Source organism: Magnetospirillum sp. 15-1, assembly GCF_900184795.1.
Classification (GTDB): Bacteria; Pseudomonadota; Alphaproteobacteria; order Rhodospirillales; family Magnetospirillaceae; genus Phaeospirillum.
Window position 1 is genome coordinate 1 of record NZ_FXXN01000016.1, and the last position, 24,645, is coordinate 24,645.

General features: G+C 63.5%; 22 protein-coding genes and 2 pseudogenes. 17 read left to right on the plus strand and 7 right to left on the minus strand.

The window, feature by feature from the left end:
• A partial coding sequence (locus tag CP958_RS26720; protein ID WP_206780789.1) for a hypothetical protein occupies positions 1 to 252 on the plus strand: 252 nt, incomplete at its 5' end.
• A gap of 69 nt (positions 253 to 321) precedes the next feature.
• Here CP958_RS26720 and terL read toward each other — a convergent pair.
• Positions 322 to 1,116 carry a phage terminase large subunit gene (gene terL / locus CP958_RS02835; protein WP_170958812.1) on the minus strand — a complete coding sequence of 265 codons (795 nt, stop codon included), beginning with the start codon at positions 1,114 to 1,116 and terminating at the stop codon, positions 322 to 324.
• Between the two features lie 1,314 nt (positions 1,117 to 2,430).
• Complete coding sequence (locus CP958_RS02845; RefSeq protein WP_096700508.1) at positions 2,431 to 3,270, minus strand: helix-turn-helix transcriptional regulator; 840 nt, start codon at positions 3,268 to 3,270, stop codon at positions 2,431 to 2,433.
• Between the two features lie 63 nt (positions 3,271 to 3,333).
• Between CP958_RS02845 and CP958_RS02850 the strand changes: the two are divergent.
• From CP958_RS02850 to CP958_RS02865, 4 genes and pseudogenes are all read left to right on the plus strand, one after another.
• Positions 3,334 to 4,097, plus strand: a pseudogene (locus CP958_RS02850) (IS5 family transposase).
• A 157-nt stretch (positions 4,098 to 4,254) separates the two neighbouring features.
• A complete protein-coding gene (locus CP958_RS02855) occupies positions 4,255 to 5,625 on the plus strand; it encodes a PAS domain-containing sensor histidine kinase (RefSeq protein ID WP_242442709.1) in 1,371 nt (456 codons plus the stop codon).
• A gap of 75 nt (positions 5,626 to 5,700) precedes the next feature.
• Positions 5,701 to 6,135 carry a response regulator gene (locus CP958_RS02860; protein ID WP_096700510.1) on the plus strand — a complete coding sequence of 145 codons (435 nt, stop codon included), beginning with the start codon at positions 5,701 to 5,703 and terminating at the stop codon, positions 6,133 to 6,135.
• On the plus strand, positions 6,132 to 8,027 hold the full coding sequence (locus CP958_RS02865; protein WP_096700511.1) for a response regulator: 1,896 nt from the start codon (positions 6,132 to 6,134) through the stop codon (positions 8,025 to 8,027). The genes CP958_RS02860 and CP958_RS02865 overlap by 4 nt, the downstream gene beginning before the upstream one ends.
• Before the next feature lie 3 nt (positions 8,028 to 8,030).
• On the opposite strand, the pseudogene CP958_RS27465 reads toward CP958_RS02865, so the two are convergent.
• The 5 genes and pseudogenes from CP958_RS27465 to CP958_RS02885 form a co-directional block, all read right to left on the minus strand.
• Positions 8,031 to 9,127, minus strand: a pseudogene (locus CP958_RS27465) (chemotaxis response regulator protein-glutamate methylesterase).
• A 235-nt stretch (positions 9,128 to 9,362) separates the two neighbouring features.
• Positions 9,363 to 9,524 carry a hypothetical protein gene (locus CP958_RS26215; RefSeq protein ID WP_170958814.1) on the minus strand — a complete coding sequence of 54 codons (162 nt, stop codon included), beginning with the start codon at positions 9,522 to 9,524 and terminating at the stop codon, positions 9,363 to 9,365.
• A gap of 98 nt (positions 9,525 to 9,622) precedes the next feature.
• Complete coding sequence (locus tag CP958_RS02875) at positions 9,623 to 10,186, minus strand: YceI family protein (protein ID WP_242442712.1); 564 nt, start codon at positions 10,184 to 10,186, stop codon at positions 9,623 to 9,625.
• A complete protein-coding gene (locus CP958_RS02880; RefSeq protein ID WP_096700513.1) occupies positions 10,183 to 10,734 on the minus strand; it encodes a cytochrome b in 552 nt (183 codons plus the stop codon). The genes CP958_RS02875 and CP958_RS02880 overlap by 4 nt, the downstream gene beginning before the upstream one ends.
• Positions 10,735 to 10,745: 11 nt before the next feature.
• Complete coding sequence (locus tag CP958_RS02885) at positions 10,746 to 11,351, minus strand: YceI family protein (RefSeq protein WP_096700514.1); 606 nt, start codon at positions 11,349 to 11,351, stop codon at positions 10,746 to 10,748.
• Between the two features lie 278 nt (positions 11,352 to 11,629).
• Here CP958_RS02885 and CP958_RS02890 point away from each other — a divergent pair, with 278 nt between their 5' ends.
• The 12 genes from CP958_RS02890 to CP958_RS02940 all read left to right on the plus strand — a co-directional run bounded on the left by CP958_RS02890 (position 11,630) and on the right by CP958_RS02940 (position 24,601).
• Positions 11,630 to 12,391: an enoyl-CoA hydratase-related protein gene (locus tag CP958_RS02890; protein WP_096700515.1), complete on the plus strand. Its 762-nt coding sequence runs from the start codon at positions 11,630 to 11,632 to the stop codon at positions 12,389 to 12,391.
• A gap of 57 nt (positions 12,392 to 12,448) precedes the next feature.
• Positions 12,449 to 14,017, plus strand: a complete 1,569-nt coding sequence (locus CP958_RS02895; RefSeq protein ID WP_096700516.1) for an ATP-binding protein — start codon at positions 12,449 to 12,451, stop codon at positions 14,015 to 14,017.
• Positions 14,018 to 14,113: 96 nt separating this feature from the next.
• Positions 14,114 to 15,043 carry a VacJ family lipoprotein gene (locus tag CP958_RS02900; RefSeq protein ID WP_096700517.1) on the plus strand — a complete coding sequence of 310 codons (930 nt, stop codon included), beginning with the start codon at positions 14,114 to 14,116 and terminating at the stop codon, positions 15,041 to 15,043.
• A gap of 299 nt (positions 15,044 to 15,342) precedes the next feature.
• Positions 15,343 to 16,581, plus strand: coding sequence for a site-specific integrase (locus CP958_RS02905; protein WP_170958815.1), 1,239 nt, complete (start codon positions 15,343 to 15,345; stop codon positions 16,579 to 16,581).
• A 228-nt stretch (positions 16,582 to 16,809) separates the two neighbouring features.
• Positions 16,810 to 16,998 (plus strand): hypothetical protein, encoded by a 189-nt coding sequence (locus CP958_RS25715; protein WP_141400397.1) that lies wholly within the window; start codon positions 16,810 to 16,812, stop codon positions 16,996 to 16,998.
• Between the two features lie 272 nt (positions 16,999 to 17,270).
• Positions 17,271 to 19,211 (plus strand): bifunctional DNA primase/polymerase, encoded by a 1,941-nt coding sequence (locus CP958_RS02910; RefSeq protein ID WP_170958816.1) that lies wholly within the window; start codon positions 17,271 to 17,273, stop codon positions 19,209 to 19,211.
• A gap of 279 nt (positions 19,212 to 19,490) precedes the next feature.
• The gene (locus CP958_RS26805; protein ID WP_242442713.1) at positions 19,491 to 19,748 is read left to right on the plus strand and encodes a hypothetical protein; all 258 of its coding nucleotides are present in this window, start codon (positions 19,491 to 19,493) and stop codon (positions 19,746 to 19,748) included.
• Positions 19,687 to 21,282: a terminase TerL endonuclease subunit gene (locus CP958_RS02920; protein ID WP_096700521.1), complete on the plus strand. Its 1,596-nt coding sequence runs from the start codon at positions 19,687 to 19,689 to the stop codon at positions 21,280 to 21,282. The genes CP958_RS26805 and CP958_RS02920 overlap by 62 nt, the downstream gene beginning before the upstream one ends.
• A gap of 94 nt (positions 21,283 to 21,376) precedes the next feature.
• Positions 21,377 to 22,630, plus strand: a complete 1,254-nt coding sequence (locus CP958_RS02925; protein ID WP_096700522.1) for a phage major capsid protein — start codon at positions 21,377 to 21,379, stop codon at positions 22,628 to 22,630.
• The gene (locus CP958_RS02930) at positions 22,630 to 23,160 is read left to right on the plus strand and encodes an HK97 family phage prohead protease (protein ID WP_096700523.1); all 531 of its coding nucleotides are present in this window, start codon (positions 22,630 to 22,632) and stop codon (positions 23,158 to 23,160) included. Before CP958_RS02925 ends, CP958_RS02930 begins: the two co-directional genes overlap by 1 nt.
• Positions 23,157 to 24,317 carry a phage portal protein gene (locus CP958_RS02935; RefSeq protein WP_096700524.1) on the plus strand — a complete coding sequence of 387 codons (1,161 nt, stop codon included), beginning with the start codon at positions 23,157 to 23,159 and terminating at the stop codon, positions 24,315 to 24,317. Before CP958_RS02930 ends, CP958_RS02935 begins: the two co-directional genes overlap by 4 nt.
• The gene (locus CP958_RS02940; protein ID WP_141400398.1) at positions 24,314 to 24,601 is read left to right on the plus strand and encodes a hypothetical protein; all 288 of its coding nucleotides are present in this window, start codon (positions 24,314 to 24,316) and stop codon (positions 24,599 to 24,601) included. Before CP958_RS02935 ends, CP958_RS02940 begins: the two co-directional genes overlap by 4 nt.
• Positions 24,602 to 24,645: the final 44 nt, after the last annotated feature.

Genomic DNA, 24,645 nt, shown 5'->3' on the forward strand with positions numbered 1-24,645 from the left:
GCCCTGCATGCCCGGTTCCGTGCCCCGGACCGCTGGCGGGCGGTGCTGGATCGCCATGCCGCTCCAGGCCGCTGGTTCACGCTCCTGACCACGGACCCGGCCAGCCAGACAATGCCGTTCGATCGGATTTATCCGGCCGGTCTGCCGGGGCCATGGGAGCGGCGTTGGCAGGATTCCGCTGCGCGGTCGGGCGACTGCCCGAACCCGTTTGAAGGCACAGCCTCCAAACCTCCAGTTTTGCGAGCCGAATAAAGGGGCGGGTTCGGGAGGCCTCGCCTCCCGATGGGGGATTGGGGGCAAGCCCCCAAAGAGGGAAGCCGGTTAGCCGCTTTCGGAACGACGCCGTACCGCCCGCTTCGGCACCCGCCGCGTCGGCGGCTGACCCGCGGCGATCTTGGCCGATAGCCAGTTGAGCGCCTGCGACGTGCTATCCACCTGATCGTCGTGGGCGCCGTTGGGAAAGGCCAACAACTCACCCAGATACTCGGCCAGCCAGGGGGCCTCGCGCGGCAGCAGCACCTGTCCGGCCTCGAATTTCGCCGCCTGGGCCAGCAGGCGGGCTTCCTTGTCGAATCTCGGCCGGGTGAGGATCGGCCGCACCGGGCCGCTCCGCCGCATGTCCTGAACCAGGGCGCGGCCGATATCGGTCTCTTCCACCAAGGTGGCCTGAGCGTCATGGCGAAGGCTGGTCTGCTGAATGCAACGACGCAGATCGGGCACCTCCAGTTTGCCCCGCACGACATCCAGCAGGTAGATATCGGAGCCTTTCAGCCCCCATACGGTGCCGACGGAGTAATCGCTATCCTCGCCCAGGGTCGAGGCGGTATCCCAACTGACCAAGACCAGGTCGAAATCGGCCGGGGCGCTTTCGTAATAGCGGATCCAGTCCCGTTTGACGGCGTTGCCATCGGGCGGCACCGGATCCTGCTGGTACTGGGCGGCGAAGTTCATGCTGCCCAGCGTGCGGCGCACCTGGGCGAGCAAGGCCCGATCCTCGCGTTCGGGCAGGATGACCTCGCCCGCCCGGCGCAGGAAGACGTCGTCCCGGCCGGGACCGATGCGATAGGTGCGGTCTTCGGTCTCGATGGCCGGAGGCGCAGGCGAAGCGAACCGCAAAGTGCTGACGCATGGCGGCGGCCTGATATCGCCGGTAATCCGTGGAGCCGCTGATAACGACGGTACGAACCCAGTCAAGAATTTCCGCCCGCTCATGACGCGGCCGACCGTTGAAATCATGAGGAAGATGCCACGCCAGGCGGCGGCGTTCCGACGCAGGGATATCGTCCAGATCAAAGCCGGTTGCCGCGCGGACCGGATTGGCTGCCTTCTCGGTAAAATACCCTTCCGGCAGCCGGTAACGCCTTTCGATCCGGCGAAGAACCTCGAGACTGACCACCGAGCGGGGCGCCTTCGCCCCTCGCGCCCAGGAAACCAGCGTGCTGTGGTGTATGCCGTCCTCCGGCCGGACGACAGCCTTATGGAGGTGATAGATCGTCTCCCCGTGCCGAGCTGCATGCAGTCGCAACGCGGCGCCAAAGTTATCGGGTTCATCCCAAGTGCCTTCCAGCGGCTCGGGAAATTCCACGACCGCCTTGGGAGGCTTCCCCACTGACTTCCGAGGTAAGACGCCCCTCTTCCCTTTACCCTGAGCGGCCGCTTCAGGTCTCAGTTCGGCTTCGGCGACGGAGCGGGATACGGCATCAAAGATCGGCCCCAACTGTGCCCTTGCGGATCGAAGCGGCATGGCTTCGATTGAAAGGGCGGCAGCAACAGCTTCCAGATCTATCTGGGTGCCTCGGTATGGCGGATACTCCCGTCGCGCAAGCAAAGCCACCAGATAGCTCTGAAGCGCTGACGTGACATCAGAAGGCAAAACAGAAGCGAGACGGCGCTCGCAGAACAATGTGATCATGCGAGGCGTCAACGGTGAACGGGCTAATTGCATCGAACTCTTCCGATTTTTACGGGGCCGCTCCGCTATCAGAGATTCGAGTCTCAAGAAATAATTCCAATGGGCTATCAACCCCCTAAACAGAAGCGCCAAGATTTTGGCGTAGTGATGCAGCCCCGCCACCGAATGCACCGAGATTACTGATGGAGAACGCCTTGCCTTCGGTATCGACGTGGCGTTCCCTGTGGTTGGGCACATGCTTCATTACCGGGGATAGATGTCGCCATTATTCCCGTAAATGGACGACCAATATGCCAAATAGATTGGCGGGCCGATATTGGATGCGCTCGCCCCACATTCGACAGGAAAGGGCCGAGAGCGGTCCGGCGGGTTATATCTCCGGCGGATCAATCAGCAGCCATCTCCATCGGCTATCTGTGCGGACGAAGCATTTCGTACCGTGTGGAATATTTGGATAGCTTGATCACTCTTTTCGTGGCCCTAGACCATCCTTCTGGGCACCCCAACCCGCCTTGATGTCAGCGCTGTATTTTCGGCAAACCTGCCAGTAGCGCCGCAACCTGCGACTGACGGCTGGTGCCTGTCTTCGCATAGACAGCCTTGGCCTGGGCGCGCACAGTTTCGGTAGAAACCGCATGGCGAGAAGCAATCTGATCGAGGCTCAAGCCTTCCGTGATGCCACCAGCCACCCTTGCCTCGGCAGGAGTAAGGTCGAATAGCCCCTGGATGAGAGCGGCGTCGGGAGACACCGGCATCGAGATCGGCGTCACCACCAGAATACCGTAACCACCGCCAAAGAGGTCTCGGGCCTGGCCAGTCGTCGGCACCAGATGGGCGACCACCGGTGGTTCATCCACCCCGCCAGCTGGAAATGAGCGCACCGTCGTCGTCGCGGGGCTTTTCAGTTCAGCTGTTGCCTGCCGCAATAGCTTGGTAGCCGCCGGGTCGATGAAAGCCACCCGATCTTGGGCCAGCCAAACCATATGACTCGACAGCGCCTCGATCAGGGCGTTGGCCGCCAACACCCGCCCACCGGCGTCCAACACGGCGGCGGGTAGACCGACTAGGGCCAGGGCTTCCGCCGCCGCCCTGAGCCGCTCCATGCGCCAGCGGACGGCCAACAGCCCCGCCCGCGCCAGGTGGGGTCGAAAGGCGTCAAGGCGCGCCACATCTGTGTCGTCCAATCCGGGCATTCCCTCGCGGCGCTGGACCTGCACGACCACAAAGTCACCACAAGGCACTCGAATAGCCGTAGCAGCACCATGATGCAGTCCTGCCGGCCCTCCCCACTCCGTCATCATCGGGTCGGCGAGAAACTCCTCATCAGTAAACAGATCGAGGTTAGGCCGTAAACTCATAAACAGGCTTCCCCTTCGTCGCGCGTCGTGATTCAACGATTCCCTCTGGCACGGAGGGCATTGATGGCACGGCGGCGGTACGAGTTGACGGATCACGAATGGTCGATCATCGAGCCCTTGCTTCCGAACAAGCCTCGCGGCGTGCCTCGGGTTGATGACCGTCGGGTCCTGAACGGTATCCTGTGGCGGTTCCGCACGGGCTCGCCTTGGGCGGAAGTTCCCGAGCGCTACGGCCCATCGACCACCTGCTACAACCGGTTCGTCCGCTGGCGCAAGGCGGGCGTCTGGGACCGGCTTCTGGAGGAAATCTCCAAGGCTTACGATGGCGACATCATCATGATCGACTCGACCTGTGTCCGCGTTCACCAACACGGGGCCACGGGAAAAAAGGGGCTCTCGACGATGGCAGCATGGGACGTTCCCGTGGGGGGCTCACCAGCAAAATCCACGCGCTCGTCGATGCGGAAGGCCGTCCCGTCACCCTGCGCCTGACCGCCGGGCAGGTCCACGACAGCGTCGAGGCCGAAGCCTTGCTCGATGGAGCCTTGGGCGACGGCTCAACCCTGCTGGCCGACAAGGGCTATGACAGCAACGCCATTCGGGCCTTGGCCGAGAAGAACAAGACCTGGGCCAACATCCCGGTCAGGTCCAACCGCAAGGGCACCTTCGCCTTTTCCGCCTGGGTCTATCGCCAGCGCAATCTGGTCGAACGCTTCTTCAACAAGATCAAACACTTCCGGGGGATCGCCACCCGCTATGACAAAGACCCACGGAATTTCCTCGCCGCCGTAAAGCTCGTCGCCCTGCGCATTTGGTGCGCCGCGTAATGAGTCTACGGCCTAGTGGGCCGACGGGGTTCTCATGGGGTTGGCCGTCTTGCGGGCACCGGACGTCACGGCCGGTACGATGCCGAGACCGCGCGAGCGTATCGCCGCGCGGCTGGGGTTGCTTTTTGCCGCGCTTGCCGCATTCCTGGTTGGAATCATGGCCCTCGCGGTATGGAGCCTGTGGCCGGACGAGGCCGACCGCAGCCTGGGTTGGCTGCTGGCCGGGCTGGTGCCGCTGCTGGTGGGGCTGTCGTTCCTGGCCGGGCTGGTCATCGGCCAGCGGGTCGACCGCCGTCTGGCCGCCCTGGACAGCCCGCCGCCATCCGCCGCCACCGAGTGGTGGAGCGACCCCCTGGGGCTTGATGCGGCCCTGGCCGGTCTGGCCCGGCAATTCAGTCTTTCCCTGCGCGAGGTGGAGCAGCGCGGTCGCACCCTGGTGGCCAATGCCGAACGGGGCGCGCAACTGGGCAGTGCCGAGCGCGACCTGCTGACCGGGGTGGGCATCTGGTCCGACGAATTCCACGCCATTCTCGGGTTGGTACCGGGTAGCTGCGTTCCCTCGCATGAGGTGTTTCTCGAGGTGGTCCATCCCGGTGATCGTGTCGAGGTCGCCGGGATTCTGCGCCAGCTTTGCGCCGAGGGCGGCCGGCGCGAGGATGACTTCCGCATCATCCGTCCCGATGGCGAGGTACGGATGCTGCACGGCCGGATCGAGGTGTCGTGCGACGCGGCCGGTCGGCCGGTGCGCCTGGAGGGCACTCTTCAGGACATCACCGAACGCAAGCGTCTGGAAAACGAACTGGATGGCCTGATCCGCGAATTGTGGCGTTCCAACGAGGAACTGGAGCAGTTCGCCTATGTGGCTTCCCACGATCTGCGCCAGCCGCTCCGGGTGGTGGGCAGTTACGTCTCGCTGCTGGAAGAGGAACTGATGGGCAGTCTGGGCGGCGAGTCCCTGGAATACATGGGCTTCGTCCGCGACGGCGTTCGGCGCATGGATCGGCTGATCACCGACCTGCTGGCCTATTCGCGGGTGGGCCGGGTCATCGGCGATGCGCCGTTCGCGGTGGCCGAGGCGGTGGAATCCGCCCTGCTCGACCTGCAGATCGAGATCGAGGATGCCGACGCCCGCGTGGTGGTGGCTCCGGGGCTGCCCACCCTTTACGGGGATCGCGGCGAGATGGAGCGTCTGTTCCTCAATCTTATCGGCAACGCGCTGAAATACCGCCGTCCCGACCAGCCGGCCCTGGTGTCGGTGGAGTGCGAGGACGCGGGCGGCGAGTGGTTGTTCCGGGTTCGCGACAACGGCATCGGCATTCCCCCCGAGCATGCCGAGCGGGTCTTCGGCATCTTTCAGCGCCTCCACGCCCGCGACGAGTACGAAGGCACCGGCGTCGGGCTGGCCATCGTCAAGAAGATCGTCGACCGTCACGGCGGCACCATCCGGGTCGAGCCCCAGGAGGGGCCGGGGGCGGTGCTGGCCTTCAATTGGCCCAAGGGTCCCCGACAGACCGAACCGGAAGGTTGAAAGGCTGCGGGGTCTTGCGCCGGCCGGTGAATTGATACAGGGTCTATGTCAGGACCGAAACATCAAGGCGGCGACGTGGCTTCCAAGGATATTCACGACATCCTGCTGGTCGAGGACGACCCGGGTGATGCCGGTCTGGTTCGCATCGCGCTCCGGCGGTCGCGCCATGTCTGCCGCCTCCATCACGTCAAGGACGGTGGCGAGGCCATGGAGTTCCTGCGCCAGAGCGCCGTGCACGGCCAGGCGCCGCGCCCCGATCTGATCCTGCTCGACCTCAACCTGCCGGGCCGCAACGGCCATGAAATCCTCGAGGAAATCCGGGCCGACACCACGCTTGCCTCCATTCCGGTGGTGATCCTCTCCACCTCGGGGGCCGAACGTGACATCAAGAAGGCCTATGCCCTGGGGGCCAGCAGCTACGTGTCCAAGCCCATGGATGTGGAGGCCTTCACCGCGGCCATCCATTCCATCGAGGATTTCTGGTTCGGCACCGCCCAATTGCCCACATGAGCGCTCCTCCCATCCGGGTCCTGCTGCTGGAGGACGATCCCGCCGACGCCCGGCTGGTGGGCCAGATGCTGCGCCGGGTCAAGACGCCGCCGTTCGAGGTCACCGTGGTGGGCCGTCTTGCCCAGGCGGTGGAGCGTCTGTCCGACCCCAGCATCGCCTTCGACGTGGTGCTGGCCGATTTGGGGGTGCCGGATTCGGCGGGCATCGCCACCCTGGACGCCCTGACCCAGGCGGCGCCCCGTCTGCCGGTGGTGGTGCTGACCGGCAACGACGACGACGCCATCGCCCTGGAGGCGTTGAAGCGCGGTGCCCAGGACTATCTGGTCAAGGGTCTGGGTGACGCCTTCATCCTGTCGCGCGTGGTGCGCTACGCCATCGAGCGCAAGATCGGCGAGGAAGTGCTGCGCGAGGCCCGCGACAGCGCCGAACAGGCGGCGCGGGCCAAATCGGTGTTTCTGGCCATGATGGGCCACGAGATCCGCACCCCGCTCAACGGCGTGCTGGGCATGGCGCGCCTGCTGCTGGAAAGCGGCCTCGACCAGCGGCAGAAGGCCTTCGCCGAGACCCTGGTCTCGTCGGGGGAATTGCTGCTGGGGCTGGTCAACGACATCCTGGATTTCGCCCGCCTCGACGCCGAGGGCATGACCTTGGCGATCGAGCCCTTCGACGTGCTCGACACCATCGAGGAGGTGCGGCTGGTACTGGCGTCGCGCGCCGCCGAAAAGGATCTGGCGCTGTCCTGCCGCTTTGGCGCGGGGGTGCGCCGGCAGGTGGCGGGCGACCGCCTGCGCTTGCGGCAGATTCTGTTCAATCTGGTGGGTAACGCCATCAAGTTCACCGATCGCGGCGGCGTGGAGATCGGCGTCGAACCCCTGGCTACCCAGGAGGGGCAGGTGCTGCGCTTCCTGGTCAAGGATTCCGGCATCGGCATCGAGCCCGAGATCGGGGCGCAACTGTTCACCGAATTCTGGCAGGGCGACAGCGGTGCCGCCCGGCGCTTCGCCGGCGCCGGTCTGGGGCTGTCCATCTGCAAGCGCCTGGTCGACCTGATGGGGGGCGTCATCGGCTATGACAGTCTGCCGGGCCAGGGCACCACCTTCCGCGTCGACCTGCCGCTGGCGCCGGCCGAAGCCCCGTCCGCCGACCGAGCGGCGGCGGCGGAGCGGCCCTGTCGCGTCCTGCTGGTGGACGACAACGAGGTCAACCGCGAGGTGGCCGCCGGGCTGCTGGAGCGGCGCGGCCATCAGGTGGTGTGCGTCCGTGACGGCTACGAGGCCGTCGAGGCGGCGGCGCGGGGCGGCTTCGATCTGGTGCTGCTCGACATGCGCATGCCCGGCATGGACGGCATCGCGACCGCCAGGGCCATTCGCGCCCTGCCCGGCGACGACGGCAAGGTGCCTCTCTACCTGCTGACCGCCAATCCGGTGAAGGAGGACGAGGCGCGCTGGCGCGAGGCGGGTATTCTCGACTGTCTCGCCAAGCCGTTCCGGTTCGACGATATCGGGCGCCTGCTGGCCGGCCTGGGCGGCGCGCCGCCGCCGAGCGAGCCCGAGCCCAAACTGGTGGAGGTGGCCGGTCTGCTGTCGGATATGGGCGATCTCGGCCGCGACCGTTTGATCGGGCTGGTGGAACTGTTCCGCTCGTCGTCCTCGGCCGACCTCGCCGCCCTGCGCAGCCACGCCCAGGCCGGGCGGCTGGCCGAGGCCGGGCAACTGGCCCATCGCATGGCCAGCGCCGCCTCCAGCCTCCATCTGATGCCGTTGGCCGCCAAATGCCGCGCGGTGGAGGACGCGGCGCGGGCCGAAGACCCGGACACCCCCGCCCAGGCGGAGGAACTGGCCGGTCTGTGGGAACGCTCCCTGGCGGCGGTGGGGCGGGTGTTGGACCTGTAGGGGTCAGCTCACCAGCTTGCGGATCAGGTCGCCCATCTCGCCCAGCGGCAGGATGGCCTTGCACAGCCCGGTCTGGGCGACGGCGGCCGGCATGCCGTAGACCACGCAGGTCGCCTCGTCCTGGGCATAGAGCTGGCCGCCGGCCTCGGCCAGCACCCGGCCGCCCTTGGCCCCGTCGGTGCCCATGCCGGTCAGTACCACCGCCGCGGCCCGGTTGCCCCAGATGGCGGAGATGCTGCGGAACATGGGGTCCACCGCCGGCTTGCAGAAATTCTCGGGCGGGGCGTCCGACAGCTTGATCAGCAATTCGCCGCCCTTGCGCTCGGCCAGCATGTGCTTGCCGCCGGGAGCGACATAGACCCGGCCGGCGACGATCTTTTCGCCATCCTTGCCCTCGGCCGAGGGCAGGCCGCTGGTCTGGGCGATATGCTCGGCCAGGATGCCGGTGAAGGTGGGCGGCATGTGTTGGGTGATCAGGATCGGTATCCGGGGCTTGATGGTGCGCAGCTTGGCGAAGATATCGAACAGCGCCTGCGGCCCGCCGGTCGACGAGCCGATGGCCAGCACTTCCACCGGGCCGGATGGCGGGATGGTGGCGGGACGGGGGGGATGGCGGCGGCCGGCCGGGTGGTGGCGGCGGGGGTGGCGGGGCGCAGCTTGCGGGCGGCGAGGCTCTTGATCTTGTCGATCAGTTCGCGCTTGAAGCCGGCATCGGCGCCGGCCGAGGGCTTGGGGATATAGTCGGCGGCGCCGGCCCGCAGCGCCTGAAAGGTGACGGTGGCGCCCCGCTGGGTCAGCGACGACAGCATGATCACCTTGACGCCCGGTACCGCCTTCAGGATGCCGGGCAGGGCGGTCAGCCCATCCATGACCGGCATCTCGATGTCCAGCACCACCACGTCCACCGGCGTGCGGGCCAGGGCGGCGATGGCCTGTTCGCCGTTGGAGGCCTGGGCCGCCACCGTGATCGCCGGCTCCTCGGCCAGGATGCGGCCCACCAGGCTGCGGACGATGGCGGAATCGTCGACCAGCATGACCTTGATGGAGCCGGAGGCGGGAACGGAGCCGGATATGGGCGGTTTGGAGGAGCCAGGAAGCATGCGGCCCCTTTAGATGTACATTTCACTCATATTCAATGGTAGGCACGCTTCGGTGGGCTTGTCCATGGGCACAACGGCGCAGAAACCTACCTCCCTGGCTCTTGACTATACTCCGTTAGTATGTAAGTATTATCACCAGGGAGACCAATGGCGACGCTGATGCGTATCCGGTGGCGCCGATCGGCAGAGGACGAGAATTTCCCGCCCACCGTCAACGGGTGGCCGATCTCCAGTATCAGACCTTCGCGAAGAAGGCGTATCGCAGACTGTCGCGGATGAAGAAATCGCATCCGCGACCTTCTTTTTTCTCCTGGCAGACGTCGCCGATGGAGCAGCTCCATCCGGTCCAGTAGGTGCAATCCCGGCATTCCCGCCGCATGGCCTTCTCACCCGACACTCTGTTCTCCATGCTCTGTTGGCGGGCGGAGAATAGCGGCGGAGTGCGACGGTTCCGTGACGGCGGGATGACTGTTTCGGGTCGGGATATCGCAGCGATTACGGTTTGGCGACTGCCTCAAGATCGAAGGTCACCGCTACTTGCAGCGCCACCATGTCGCCTGACTTCCACTCGCCCTGGCCAACACCGAAATCGGTGCGGACGATGTCCAGGCGGCCCTTGGCGTGGGCCTGGCCGCTGGTGAGGTCCAGGGTGAAGGGCAGGACGACACTTTTGCCCATGCCGCGGATGGTCAGGGTGCCGGGCGTCTCGAAGGCGTTGGCGCCCTTGGTCTTGAAGCCGGCGGCCTCGAAACGGGCCTTGGGGAAGGCCTTGGTGTCGAACCATTCGGCGCCGGGCAGCGACTGGTCCTTCTGGGCGTCGCCGGTCTGGGCGCTGGCCATGTCGATGTCCACCGTCACCTTGGCGGCTTCGGGCTTGGCCGGGTCGTAGTCGATCCTGGCGCTCCAGCGGGTGAACTTGCCCTCGAACGGACTGCCGCCCTGGCTGCCGACGAAGCCGAGGCGGCTCCTGGCGGCATCGACATTCCATTCGGCGGCGCTGGCGGTACCACCCCACAGCAGGGCGGCGATCAGGGGGATGCAGGCAAAGGCTTTCATCATTCTCTCCCGAAACGGGGCAGCATGCGGACCAGCACGTCGTCCCGGAGGACGAAATGGTGGCGAAGGGCGGCGGTCACGTGACCCATCAGGGTGGCGATCAGCAGCCAGGCGCCGATCATGTGGGTACCCTTGGCCAGGGCGTTGAGATCGCGGGGCAGGGGCAGATGGGGCAGGTCGACCACGCCGAACAGGATGGTCGGAATGTTGTAGGGCGAGGTGGAGACCACCGCCCAGCCGGCCAGCGGCAGGCCCAGCATCAGGCCGTAGAGCGCCCAGTGCCCGGCATGGGCCAGCAGGCGCTCGCCCGGTCCCATGGCGGCGGGCAGCGGCGGGGGCTGATGGCCGAGGCGCCAGCCCAGACGCAGCACCGCCAGCCCGAACACCAGCACCCCCACCGATTTGTGCAACTGGTACAGCTTGAATTGCAGGGGCGAGCCCGGCTTGAGCCCGGTCATGACGAAGCCCAGGCCCAGCAGGGCGAGGATGGCCGCCGCCATGAGCCAGTGCAGGCCCACGGCGACGGCATCGTAGCGGTTCCGCGCGGTCATGCCGGACCGACTTATTGCCGGACGAATTCGGCGCTGATGGTCAGCGTCACGTCGTCGCCCACATTGGGAGCATAGCGGCCGACGCCGAATTCACTGCGCTTGATCTGGCCCTTGGCGTTGAAGCCGACCACGTATTTCTGGGTCATGGGATGCACGCCGCCGGCGTTGAAGGTGGCGTCCAGGACCACCGGCCGGGTGACGCCGTGCACGGTCAGGTTGCCGGTGATCTTGCCGGTGTCGGGGCCGGTGACCTCGACCGAGGTGCTCTTGAAGCTGGCGGTGGGGAAGGCGGCGACATCGAAGAAATCACCCGTCTTCAGGTGGGCGTCCAGCTTGGGAACGTTGGTGGAGATGCCGTCCATGTTGATGGCGACCTCGACGGCGCTCTTGGCGGGGGCCTTGGCGTCGAAATTCAGCTTGGCGTCGAAATCGGTGAACTGGCCGTACGACGTGGACACGCCGAAATGGGAAAACGAGAAGATGATCCTGGCGTGGGTCTTGTCCACTGCGAACTGGCCGCCCTCGAGCTTGGCCGGGTCGGGACTGAGTTCCGCCCGGGCGGCGGGGGCGGCGACGGCGATGGCGGCGGCCAACAGGACGGTGGTTGCGAGCTTCATAGGATGCCTCGTGGATGGAGTGGCGGATGACACGGATGCGGGACGATGCCGCTTGCATATGGTGCAACCGCCGGCCGGCTGCCAGACGGCAGCGTACGGTCGCGGCGTTCGGTGGCCTTCACTCTGGGCTCCTGGGCGTTCGGCGACAATCACCCCCTTTCTCAACATATTGTTTCGCTCGGGTGAACGCCGTGCCGGCTTGGATGAACAGGTTGCGCCTGAACCGGTCCGTGGCGGGTGGTAGGCTGATCCGTCGTCATGGGAGCGGAGGAAACGTCATGATCCGGGTTGAGCAAGATGGGGCGGTGACCATTCTCACCCTCGACCGGCCGGAGGCGCGCAACGCCCTGTCCCTGGCGCTGACCCTGGCGCTGGAGGGAGTGTTGGATGATGCCGAGGTGGACGACGCCACGCGGGTGGTGCTGCTGCGCGGGGCGGGCGGCGATTTCGCCGCCGGAGCCGACCTGAAGGAAATGCTGCCGCTGACCGAGGCCGAGGTGAGGGCGACCGATTTCTCCGGCTGCTGTCCCCGCCTGGGCCGGATGACCAAGCCGGTGGTGGTGGCGGTGGACGGCTACGCCCTGGGGGGTGGCTGTGAACTGGTGGAGATGTGCGATATCGTCATCGCCGCCGACAATGCCTGGTTCGGCCACCCGGAAATCACCGTGGGCACCATGCCGGGGGCGGGAGGCAGCCAGCGTCTGCCGCGTACCGTCGGCAAGCACAAGGCCATGGACCTGCTGCTCACCGGCCGGCGCATGGATGCCGCCGAGGCCGAGCGGTGCGGTCTGGTCTCGCGGGTGGTGCCCGCCGAACGCCTGATGGACGAGGCCCTGGGTGTGGCGCGAAGGCTGGCCGGGCTGTCGCCCGCCATTCTCGCCATGGTCAAGCAATCGGTGCTGCGGGCCTTCGAGCCGGGGCTGAAGGAGGGGCTGGCCTTCGAGCGGCGCCAGTTCCACCGCACCTTCGCCACCCATGACCGGCGGGAGGGCATGGCCGCCTTTGTCGAACGCCGCCCGGCCCGCTTCATCGGGGCTTGACGCATCTTGTCGCGAGGCGGCCTAATTCCGGCCGGTCTTTCGCCTTAAGAGGCAAACGTGCAGCCGTCTCCCGTTACCGCCGATTTTCACCAGACCTTGCTCGCCACCATGGCCGAGGGGGTGGTGGTGCAGGATTCCACGCGCAGCATCATCTACGCCAACGCCGCCGCGTCGGACATCCTCGGCCACAGCCCCGACGACCTGATCGGCCGGACCTGCTGCGTGGAGGACTGGGACGTCACCGATCTGGACGGCGCGCCGCTGGGCAATGCCGACCATCCCGCCGCCATCGCCCTGAGGACCCGCCGGCCGGCCGGCCCCATGATAATGGGAATCCGCCGGGGACGGGACCGGGTGTGGCTGCGCATGCGGGCCCAGCCCATCGCCGTGGATGCCGGCCGATCCGAGGCGGTGCTGGTCACCTTCGCCGAGATCTCCGATCTGGTGGATTCCAAGGTCCGCCTGCGCGAGGCCACGTCGCGCCTGGAACAGGCCCACGCCGCCAAGCAATCCCTGACCGAGCGTCTGGCCGAGTTCCTGGGGCGCCAGTTGGACGTCTCGCTGGAAACCCTGGCCGAGAGCGAACAGCGCTTCCGTCTGGCCATGGAACTGGGCACCTCGGTGGCCTTCACCCTGGACATGGACCTGCGCTATACCTGGGCCCATTCCTGCCACGTGGGCTTTGGCGATGCCGACCTGATCGGCAAGACCGAGTACGATATCTTCACCCGCGAGACCGCCGACATGCTGTGCGCCATCTATCGCGGCGTGATCGAGACCGGCATCTCGGTGCGGCGCGACGTGCAGGTCCAAAGCCTGATCATGAGCCGGCCGCAATACTTCGACCTGATCGCCCGGCGGCTCTATGACGCGCGGGGCGAGACCATCGGCCTGATCTGCGCCGCCATCGATATCACCGATCGCAAGCAGACCGAACTGGAACTGCGTCTGGCCAAGGAGGCGGCCGAGCGGGCCTACGCCTCCAAGTCGCGCTTCCTGGCCGCCGCCAGCCACGACCTCAGCCAGCCCATGCAGGCGTTGCAGATTTACTGCGCCATTCTGGCCGAACGCCAGCCGGAGCCCGGCATCAAGGCCAAGCAATGCGCCAATCAGCTGTCGCGCCAGCTCAAGGCGCTGCTCAGCATGTCGCGTCTGGATGCCGGCGGCATGACGGTGACCCGCGGTTCCATCGCCCTGGGGGACCTGCTCGATCAGGTGGCGGCGGCCAGCCGCCCCACCGCCGAGCAGAAGGGGCTGCGCCTGCGGGTGGTCAAGACCAGCCTGGTCTGCGAAAGCGACGCCACCTTGATGGAGCGGCTGCTGGGCAATCTGGTGTCCAACGCCGTGCGCTATACGGAGCGGGGCGGGGTGGTGGTGGGATGCCGCCGCCGCAACGGACGCATCCGTATCGAAGTCTGGGACAGCGGCATCGGTATCGCCGAAGAGAACCTGCCATTTATTTTCGAAGAGCTCTACCAGTTGAACAATCCGACGCGCCGTGCCGATGAAGGACTGGGACTGGGTTTGGCCATTGTCGATAGAATCGCCCGAATCCTGGGAATCTCGGTTTCCGTCCATTCGGTCTTTGGGCGCGGCTCTGTCTTTGCGGTGGATCTGCCGTCTTGATATGACGTTTGACCTCCCCGCAACAGTGGATATTATGCGCGCCGGGACGGCCTGATCACACCGGCCGGGGGTTTCATGGGTTGGAGGTTTTGCGATATGAGGCGTCGTCTGCTTTCCGTGGCGGCGGCCATGGCGGTCTCGATGGTGGCGGCCTGTGCCACCCTGCCCGAGGACCCCGAGGACCGCGCCGAGGCCGAGGCCGTCAACGATCCGCTGGAGCCTACCAACCGGGCCATCTACGACGTCAACATGTTCCTGGACAGCAACGTGGCCGAGCCCGTCGCCCAGGCATATCACGATACCATGCCCGACTGGCTGCGTCTGGCCATCCACAACCTGCTGGCCAATCTGCAGGAGCCCTACACCGCCGGCCACGACCTGCTGCAGGGCAATCCCGCCGCCGCCGCCGACGCGCTGGGCCGCTTCTTCATCAATTCCACCTTCGGCGCCCTGGGAACCCGGGACGTGGTCGCCGAGAGCGGCGGGGCCAAGCGCCACAAGACCGACATGGGCGTCACTTTCGCCGTGTGGGGAGTGGACGAGGGTCCCTATCTGATGCTGCCGTTCTTCGGCCCGTCCAGCCTGCGCGACGGCGCGGCGCGGGTCGCCGACTACTTCGCCGAACCCTCGGGCGCCATATTCGCCTCCCAGGGGCTGGGGGTGATCAACAACGTCAATATGGGTCTGGATACCCTCGATACCCGGACCGAGCACCTGGATGCCCTGAAGGAGATCCGGCGCACCTCCATCGATGAATATGCGGCGATCCGCAGTCTGTACCGCCAGTTCCGCGCCGCCTCGATCCAGGCCTCGGAGAACGGGCAGAGGGATACCCGCGCGTCCCAGCCGGGACCGGCGGCCGGCGGAGCGGCATCCACCCCGACACCGCCCGCCCCGGCATCGTCCACTGCTTCGGAAACCCCGGCGACCAAGCCGCAGGAGGTGGAGGGGCACGGGACAGCCACGCCCAAGGACGACGAGGTCAAGCCCAGCGCCGTCGAATTCATCGATCATCCGAGGAAATAAATCCGGATTTTCAGTGGACTGAAAAAAGAGGGCAGGCCCGACGGCCTGCCCTCCTTTCTCGCGTTCTGGTGCCGGTTGCAGGATTCGAACCCGCGACCCCCTGATTACAAATCATAAAAACCGCCATATCTTGTTATAACAAGTCATGTGCTCCCATCCCCATGAATGCCTTGCGGCCTGCCGCTTTGAAGGCTAATGTTAGGCATTGTTGCTAACAATAGGCACCACCCCATAACCACTAGTTTTTGGTGCCTATTGGTGCCTATGGGTGCCTACAGACGGAGCGCACGATGCCGAAAATGAAACTGACCGATGCCGCCGTGCAGCGTATCAAACTCCCCTCCCCTGAGCAACGGCAGGTGGATTACTGGGATGCGCTGACTCCGGGCTTTGGCCTGCGTGTCAGTTTCGGCGGAACCAAAACGTGGATGGTTCAAGCCCGCGTCCTGAAGGTGGGCAAGTGGACCCAGACGCGGCGCGTGGTGGGCCGTTACCCCGATATGTCCCTTGCTGATGCCCGCGCGGCGGCACGGGATGCGCTGGCGCTGGCTGCCGCTGGTGAAGACCCCAAGAACGCCGCGAAGGTCGAGCGCGAGAAGCTGGAAGAGGATAGCCGTAATAGTTTCGCGGCGATAGCGGCTGACTTCCTGGCGAAATACGTCCAACGAAAAGGACTGGCAGCGAAAACGGCTGAAGCATATGTAGGAACCCTGCAAGGCAAGTGGACCAGAGCGTGGGCAGAGCGGCCAATTACAAGCATTTCGCGGCGCGACGTACATGCTTTGATTGACGACATTATTGCTCAGGGATTCCCGATCCAGGCAAACCGTAGTCTGGCTTACCTGAAGCGATTTTTTGGATGGTGCGTCGAACGGGGGATTCTCGACAACGCGCCGACTGACCATGTTAAGCCGCCGTCCGAAAGCACTAGGCGGGAGCGCGTCCTTTCCGTTGGCGAAATCTCCGAGGTTTGGGCCGCGCTGGACAAGGAAGGCGGGGTGTTCGCGCCGATGGTCAAACTGCTGCTGCTGACCGCGCAACGGCGCGACGAGGTGGCGGGTATGCGATGGTCCGAAATCACGCTAGAGGGTGAAGACCCTGTGTGGAGCCTGCCAGCCGAGAGGACCAAGAACGGCCTGCCGAACCTTATCCCCCTCTCCCCTCAAGCCGTCAAACTGCTGAAGTCGGTAAACCCGGTTGATTTATGCCCCTTTGTGTTCACCACGACCGGCAAAACCTATGTGACCGGGTACAGCAAGGTGAAAGCGCGGCTGGACACGGCGATTGCTGAGAAACGAGAAGAGGCTGGCCGCGCAGATCCAATGGAAGGCTGGACGTTCCACGATTTGCGCCGCACCGCAGCGACTCGCATGATCGAAGACCTTGGGGTTCAGCCGCACATTGTTGAGGCGGTGCTGAACCATATTTCGGGCCACAAGGCCGGTGTGGCTGGTATCTACAACCGCGCCACCTACCTCCCAGAGAAGCGCCGGGCACTTGAGGCATGGTCGGAATACGTCATGTCGTTGGCCCGCTGATATGCGTGTCGCGCATGGCTGATATGCAACAAGCCGCACACTAAGGGAGGGGTAAGAGCCAGATCGCCAGTATTCATTGGGCTTTCTGGCTGTTGTTTTCGCTTATTGTTTGGGCGTGACAATAACTCTATAACTCTATTCTCTTGGTCCGTCAATTACTTTGTTTTGACTTGATATGCCTCGTGGATCATCTTCACCTCATCGTTAACGTCCGATGAGGATAAGCAAATGCAAACAGATTCCCTGGTCACATCTAAGACCGTTAAGCATAGGTTTGGTGACGTTTCAGACATGACCCTCTGGCGCTGGGTGAAAGACGGCAAGTTGCCGCAGCCAATCAAGATCAACAAGCGGAACTATTGGTGTGACAGCGCCATCACCGAAGCCATCGCCAAGTTGTCGGTGCTGGCGCAATGACCGCCCCCATGCTTCCCACCGTCCCGCCCATGCTTCCGCTGCGCCCGACCCCCGCGCCGATCCCGAGACCGATTGGGGGTGCGTGATGGACCGCGCCGACAACTGCGGGACATGCCGCAACTACAACGAAACGGCAGTCATAGGGATAAGCGGCGTTGGCGAGTGCCGCGCGGCACCGCCAAAATCCTATGAGCAACTACCGGCGAACACAGGATGGCCGAAGGTCTACCGGAATAGCTGGTGCGGTTGCCACAAGGATAAAGGGGGGCGTAATGAACGCCATCGGCCCTGAAAATGGAAAAGGGGCGACTGCAATCGCCCCCCTCCTAAAAAAATACTTGACCAGCGCAGACAATAACGAAAACGCCCCCCAGGATCAAGTTGAAATCGCGCTTCGCTATGCCGCCGCTGGTATGCCGGTTTTTCCGTGCGACCCGGCCACCAAGCGGCCCTTGACGCCCAACGGCTTCCACGATGCCACGACCGACCCGGCAATCATTCAGGCATGGTGGCTCCAATACCTTGGCGCCATGATCGGATGCCCGACAGGCGCCAAGAGCGGCATTTGGGTGTTCGACGTGGATGTTGATCCGACCAAGGGCAAGGACGGCGAAGCTTCGCTCGCTGCCCTGGTGAATGCGCATAGCCCACTGCCGTCAACGCGCATTCACCGCACCCCGAGTGGCGGGCGTCACTACATCTTTTCCATGCCTGTGGGGCAGGAGGTGCGGTGTTCGGCGAACGCTATCGGCCCCGGCCTCGACGTGCGCGGTGATGGTGGGTATGTGATCATGCCGGGTTCCATTCGAGAGGATGGTGCCGAATACACCGTGGTGCAGGATTGTGCGCCTGTCGCTGCGCCCGAGTGGTTGCTGAACCTGACGACGAGTAGCCGGGGGCAACCATCCCGTCCACTGCCAGTAGATGGCAAGATTGAAGAAGGCGGGCGCAATGACGCCTTGACCCGGCAGGCCGGTGCGTTGCGCAAGGTCGGTATGTCTGCCGGGCACATCCTTGACGCAATCCGCATCATCAACGCCACCAGATGCAACCCGGCGTTAGATGACGAAGAGGTGGTGGGGATTGTCCGATCCGTGGCGAGGTATGAACCGCAAGCGCCGATTTGGGAGGGATTTTCCGAGTCCGACCCGTCCACATTGATCCCCAGGCCTCCGGTTCCGCCGCGCTTCCGGCTTCTGACCTCTCGACAAGTGGACGATCTGCCCGCCGTGCCTGATCTGGTCCGGGGCGTCTTGCCCGCCCAAGGCATTGCAGCGATGTACGGACCAAGCATGTCGGGCAAGTCCTTCTTGCTACTCGACATGCTGGCATCCGTGGCGCTGGGGCTGGATTGGTTCGGGCATCGGGTTCGCCGCGCTGTCCCTGTCACCTATGTCGCCCTGGAAGGACAGGGCGGTATTCGTCGGCGCAAGATCGCACTGGAGGGGAAATATAATACCCTCCCCGAATCCTTTCGCTTCATGCTGTCCGGCGGGTTCGACATACGCAACGCTTCTGATCGGGCATCCCTGATTGAAGCCGTACAGGCCGTGAACGGCGGCGGCGGTATCGTGTGCATCGACACGCTGAATAACGCAGCCCCCGGTGCCGATGAAAATTCGAGCACAGATATGGGCGCGATGATCGGCGGTGCGAAGACGATCCAAAACGCATTGGGTGGTCTGGTGGTGCTGGTCCACCACACCGGGAAAGACCCCGGCAAAGGGTTGCGGGGGCATTCGTCCCTACTGGCCGCGCTGGATGCGGCAATCGTCGTCGAGCGCGATGGCTCAGACCGGCGGTGCTGGAAGATCGCCAAAGCCAAGGATGACGCCGACGACGCTACCCATGCATTTGTCTTGCGCCCTAAGATCGTTGGGGCGGATGAAGAGGGCACGGTCATTACCAGTTGCTGTGTTGATCCCCACCCCGATGGAACACCGGCAAAGACAAAGCCAAAGGGACCGCAGGGGGGTAATCAGCGTATTGCCTTCGATTGCCTTCGGGAAATTCTGAAGACCTCGCCGCACACCGGGCAGGGTGGCGCACCTGCCAATACTCCTTGCGTGACGATGAGCAGTTTGCATGAGGCATTAAAGGGACGCCTCCCCTGTGAACCTGATCGCGTTTGGGGCCGAACCAAGGAAGTACTCACGGGCTTGATTAACCGAGAGTGCGTAGTGATGCGCGAGGACTGGTTGTGGCTGCCCTGACCCCGGATGCACCCCGAATTCCCCGCACCCATAGGGTGCTTCGGTGATTTCGGGGAACGGGCACCCCGAATTCGGGGATTTCGGGGATTTCGGGGAAATATGGAGAATGAACGATGAGCGCTGATCCCTTCTATCAATCCGCCACCTGGAAGCGCCTACGTGCTGCCGTGCTGGTTCGTGATTCCCTGTGCAGGACACCGGGCTGTGGCGCCAAGGCAACCGAGGTTGACCACATTGTTGAACGCCGCCGTGGTGGCTCTGACGCGATGAGCAACCTTCGTGGCCTATGCCATCACTGTCATGGGCAACGCTCCCGTGGTGCTGAGCCTCGTGCTCGTGGTTGCCATGCTGATGGAAGTCCGCGTGATCCACGCCATTGGTGGAACAGTGGGAAATCGCTCGGGGCTGGGAGCGGAAACCGATGTGGGGTCACAGAAAAAGTTAGTTTCGGAATTTTTGATGGGGAGGGCGAATAATGGGACTTCGTGGCCCTGGTGCAAAAAAGCGAAAATTATCGCCTGCGCCCCAAATTACTGACGAAAATATAACAGTGCGGCCAGATTGGCGAGCCGAAAAATTGAGCCGTGCTGAACGGGTAATTCGTTTCATTGAAGGATTGACGATTACAGCCGGTAAAAATGCCGGGCAACCGTTCATTCTTCGTCCATGGCAAAAGGAAATTATCCAGGAAATTTACGCGACCGATGCCAACGGTAAGCGCAAAATTCGGCAGGGCGTGATTTCCCTTGGCCGAAAAAACGGAAAATCTGCAATCTGCGCCGCGCTCGCCCTGGTGCATCTGGTTGGCCCCGAGTCTGTTCCTCGTGGACAGGTCGTCTCTGCTGCTGCTGATCGGGGGCAAGCGGCCTTGATCTTCAATGAAGTAAAGGCATTTTCCGATGCTCACGAGGAAATCAGCGAACGCCTCGTTTTCCGCTCGCACAACAAAACAATTGAAGATGAACTGACCGGCAGCACCTATGCGGCGCTGTCTTCTGATGCCCGCAAGGCTCACGGTCTTTCACCGACGTTCGCTATTGCTGACGAGCTTGCGCAATGGCTTGGCCGCGATCTTCTCGACGCTTTGCGCACCGGGCAAGGTGCGCATAGTGAGCCGCTGTTGGTCTGCATTTCCACCCGCTCGCCTGATCCGGCCAATCCGCTGGAAGAACTGATTGAATACGGCAACCAAGTTGACGATCCGACATTCTTTTCCGTCATTTATTCCGCACCGATTGATGCCGATCCCTGGGACGAAAAGACTTGGGCAATGGCAAACCCGGCATTGGGTGATTTCCGCGACCTGGACGACGTTCGCATTCAGGCCAAGCAAGCCCAAGCGATTCCTTCGCTCGAAAGCGCGTTTAGAAGCTACGTGCTTAATCAGCAAATTGCCGTGGATGATAGATTTATTGGCCCCAATGAATGGGATGCGTGCAGCGGCACGGCTGAGGCATCGGGGCCATGCTATGGCGGGTTAGACCTTTCCAGCGGCGCGAATGACCTCACGGCCTTCAGTCTTTATTGGCCGGAAACGGGACGCCTCGACGTGTGGGGTTTTATCCCTGGCGAAGTGCTGACCCAAAAGAGCCACGAAGACCGGGCAGATTATGGGCTGTGGCATAACCAAAAACACATAGTGAAAATGCCGGGAAAGGCGATTGATCGCGCATGGCTTGGTGCCTGGATTGCCAGTAAAACCAACGCGCTTGACCTCCAATCTATCGCGTCTGACCGCTGGGGCCTTGCTGATCTGGAAACGGCGTGGGAACGCGAAGGGCTGTATTTGCCTCTCACTCCGATGGGAACAGGATTTAAAGATTCTAGTCCTGCCCTTCAGGCTTTCGAGGTGGCCGTTCTCGACACGAAAATAAAGCACGGCGGGAATCCGCTACTTCGCTGGGCTGTGGCAAACGTGGTGGTTGATACGGACCCTTCGGGTAACAGGAAGCCTGCGAAGAACCGATCCAGGGGAAGAATTGATCCGGCGGTTGCTGCAATTCAGGCTGTTTCTGCTGCATCTCGTGCGCCAGCTGTCGCAGATTGGTCTTTCACTGGCCTCGCTGTCTAGTATTGATCAAGTAAGCTAATAGTAGAAAGTGCTTGCGAAACGGTTGCTGTAGGCGTATGCCAGAGACTAACCGTGTCATCGCAAGGAACTAACTATGTCTATTCGCTCTCTTCAGGACCAGCGGGCCAAGATCATCAAGGAAATGCGCTCGCTTGCCGACGCTTCTGGCGCTGCCAACTTGTCGCCCGAGCAGGAAGCCCGGTTCGACACGCTGAAAACCGAGCTTGAAGGCGTCGAGACCCGCATGGGTCGCCAGACGCTCTTGGACGAGGCCGAACGCCGCGCCGCTGGGCAGGCCATCACCGGCAATGCTGATCGCCACCTTGACGCCGAGCTTCGCAACTTCTCGCTTGTCCGTGCCATCGGCGCCGCCGCTGGCCTGCCGGGCATTGACGGTGGGCGTGAGCGGGAAATCTCCGCCGAGCTTCGCCGCCGCACCGGGGACACCGGGGACGGCATCCTTATTCCCATGCAGGTGTTCGAGACCCGCGCTCAGACTGCCGGAAATGGCACCGCTGGCGGCTTCCTGGTGGGCACCGATCATCGTGATGATCTGTTCATTGACCGTTTGCGTTCGTCCCTGGTCACTTCCCGCCTGGGCGCTACCGTCATTTCCGGCCTGACTGGCCCGGTGGCGATTCCCAAGCGCAGCACGAGCACCACGGCCCAGTGGGTTGGTGAAAATCAGGATCTGGACGACTCGGACCAGTCGTTTGGCCAACTGAGCATGGCCCCCAAGCACGTTGGCATTCTGACCGAGATTTCCCGCCAGTTGCTCTTGCAGACCTCGAACGACATCGAACAACTGACCCGTGCCGACATGGCCGCTCAGTTGGCCGAAGCCGTTGACCTTGCCGCGATCAACGGAAATGGCGTCGGCAAGCCGCTGGGCATCCTTCAGACCGAGGGCATTGGCTCCGTTGACCTGTCTTCCGTGACTTGGGCCAAGGTGCTGGAGTTCATCGAAGACCTGGAAGTTGCCGACAGCGACGGCACGGCCTTCCTGACCCATCCGTCCGTCCGCAAGACGCTCCGTTCGACGCCAAAGGCTAAGGACGGCAGCGGCAATGCGCTGGATGCCAAAATGATCATGGAGGGCCGCAACATGCTGGCGGATTACCCCCTGATCGCCTCGACCCTGGTTCCCACCACCCTTGGCGGTGGCAGCGATTCGGCGCTTATTTTCGGCAAGTGGTCTGACATGATCATCGGGTATTGGGATACCTTCTCGATTCTGGTCAACCCCTACGGGGACGCCTACAAGAGGGGCGGCGTTCAGGTCCGGGCCATGCTTACCTGCGATACGGCGGTTCGCCACGCCAAATCCTTCAGCGCGGCCACGCTGTAATGGCCGCGACCATCGAGCGGCGCGGGGCTTTCGAGCTTCGCGCCGCCGGTGGCCGCAGGCTTGAGGGCTATGCCGCCACCTTCAACAGCCCCGCCCAAATCGGGCGCTTCAAGGAAATCATCAAGCCCGGTGCCTTCCGTTCGTCCCTGCTGGCGGGCAAGGATGTTCTCGCCCTGGTGGACCACCAGCCGGGCCAACTTCTCGCCCGTACCAGTGCGGGCACGCTTCGGCTGTCCGAGGATGCCAAGGGGCTGAAATTTGAAATCGACGTTCCGGCAACCACGTTGGGCAACGACATTCTTGCACTTGCCGAATCCCGCAACTTGGGCGGCATGTCGTTCGGTTTCCGCGTGACCGATGAGGCTTGGCCCAAAGGCGACATGCGGGAACTGCGGGCGGTGGACCTGATCGAAATTTCCGTTGTGCAGGCGTTTCCCGCCTATTCCGCGACTGAGATCAACGCCCGTTCCGCCGCCGCTGTGGGTGCCTCGCTGTCACGGGCACAGCGTTATATGGAGACCGTGCGATGAGCATTCTCGACCGTTTGGCCGGTGCCATCGGCTATGAACGTCGCGCGGCTGATCCTTCATGGTCCGCGCTCTCTGGCGGTGGCACCTTGGCATCTTCCGGTGCCTTGGTGAACGCCCGCACCTCGGAGAACCTGAGCACGGTTCTCGCCTGCGTGGGGGCTATTTCCTCTGCCCTGGCCTCGCTGCCCGCTTATTGTTATCGAGTGCTCCCTACTGGCCGTGAAGAGGACAGGGGACACCCCGTCGCCAAACTGACTCGGCGCCCGAACCATAATATGACGTGGCCCGACTGGGTGGAGTTCACCGTGTCCGAGGTGCTGCGATTTGGCAACGCCTTGTCGGTTATCGAGACAGACGGGACCGGGCAGCCGACCGCGCTTCGTCCCGTCCCGTGGCAGAATGTCCAGGTGATCTTGCTGCCTTCGGGCCGCTTGGCGTTCGATGTGATCCACATTGTTGGACCATTCGGCGGCACCGGTCAGCCGCGCCGCTATCTGGATAGCGAGGTGTTCCACCTCAAGGACCGGAGCGACGATGGCTTGCTTGGCCGCTCCCGGCTGTCCCGTGCCCCGGAAGTGCTGGGCAATGCCCTGGGTCTTCAGGAATATGTCGGGTCGATGTGGGCGAACCAAGCAACGCCCGGTGGCGTGGTGAAAATCGCCAGCCGCTTGGATCAGGCGCAATACACCACCTTGGCAGCGCGTTTTAACCAGAAGTATGCAGGCACCGGCAACGCCAAGAAAACCATGATCCTCGACAACGGGGCAGACTGGCAACCAATGTCCGTCTCTCCTGAAGACGCGGAAGTGTTGGCCTCTCGCCGGTTCAGCGTCGAGGAACTGTGCCGCTTGTTCCAGGTGCCGCCGCCGATTGTTCAGGACTACACCCACAACACATTCACCAATAGCGCCCAAGCAGCCCTGTGGTTCGCACAGTTCAGCTTGGCGACCTGGGCAACGAAGATTGAAGCGGAATTTGCGCGCTCTGTGTTCGTGGATGATACCCACCGGCTGGAAATCGACCTGAGCGGCTTGACCCGAGGCGACTGGGCCACACGGTGGCAAGCCTGGAAGATCGCCACCGATGGCGGGATTTTGGACGCCAACGAAATCCGCGAAATGGAAGGCTTCAACCCGCGCCCGGTGGCCGCGCCATGAGCGAGACGGCTTCCGTAGAAGTAACCGTCTTAAACATGGTCGCCGTAACGGGTGGCACCACACTCGCCCATGCCGACGTGTCGCTTCTGATCGCAGGCGTCGAGATCATTATCCGCAATCTGAAGGTTTCGCGCCTGCGTGGTGGCCGCTTGGGCGTCGAGTTGCCCACCACCCGCGATCCAGCGGGACGCTGGGCACCTTCGATGACGCTCCCTGAAGAACTGCACCGGCCCATCGCTTCGGCGGTGCTGGCGCATTATGGCTGCGGAAAAATGGTCTATTGAGCTTCCATGCCGTCGAGCATGGGCGGGGCTTAGTCGGATAGTCC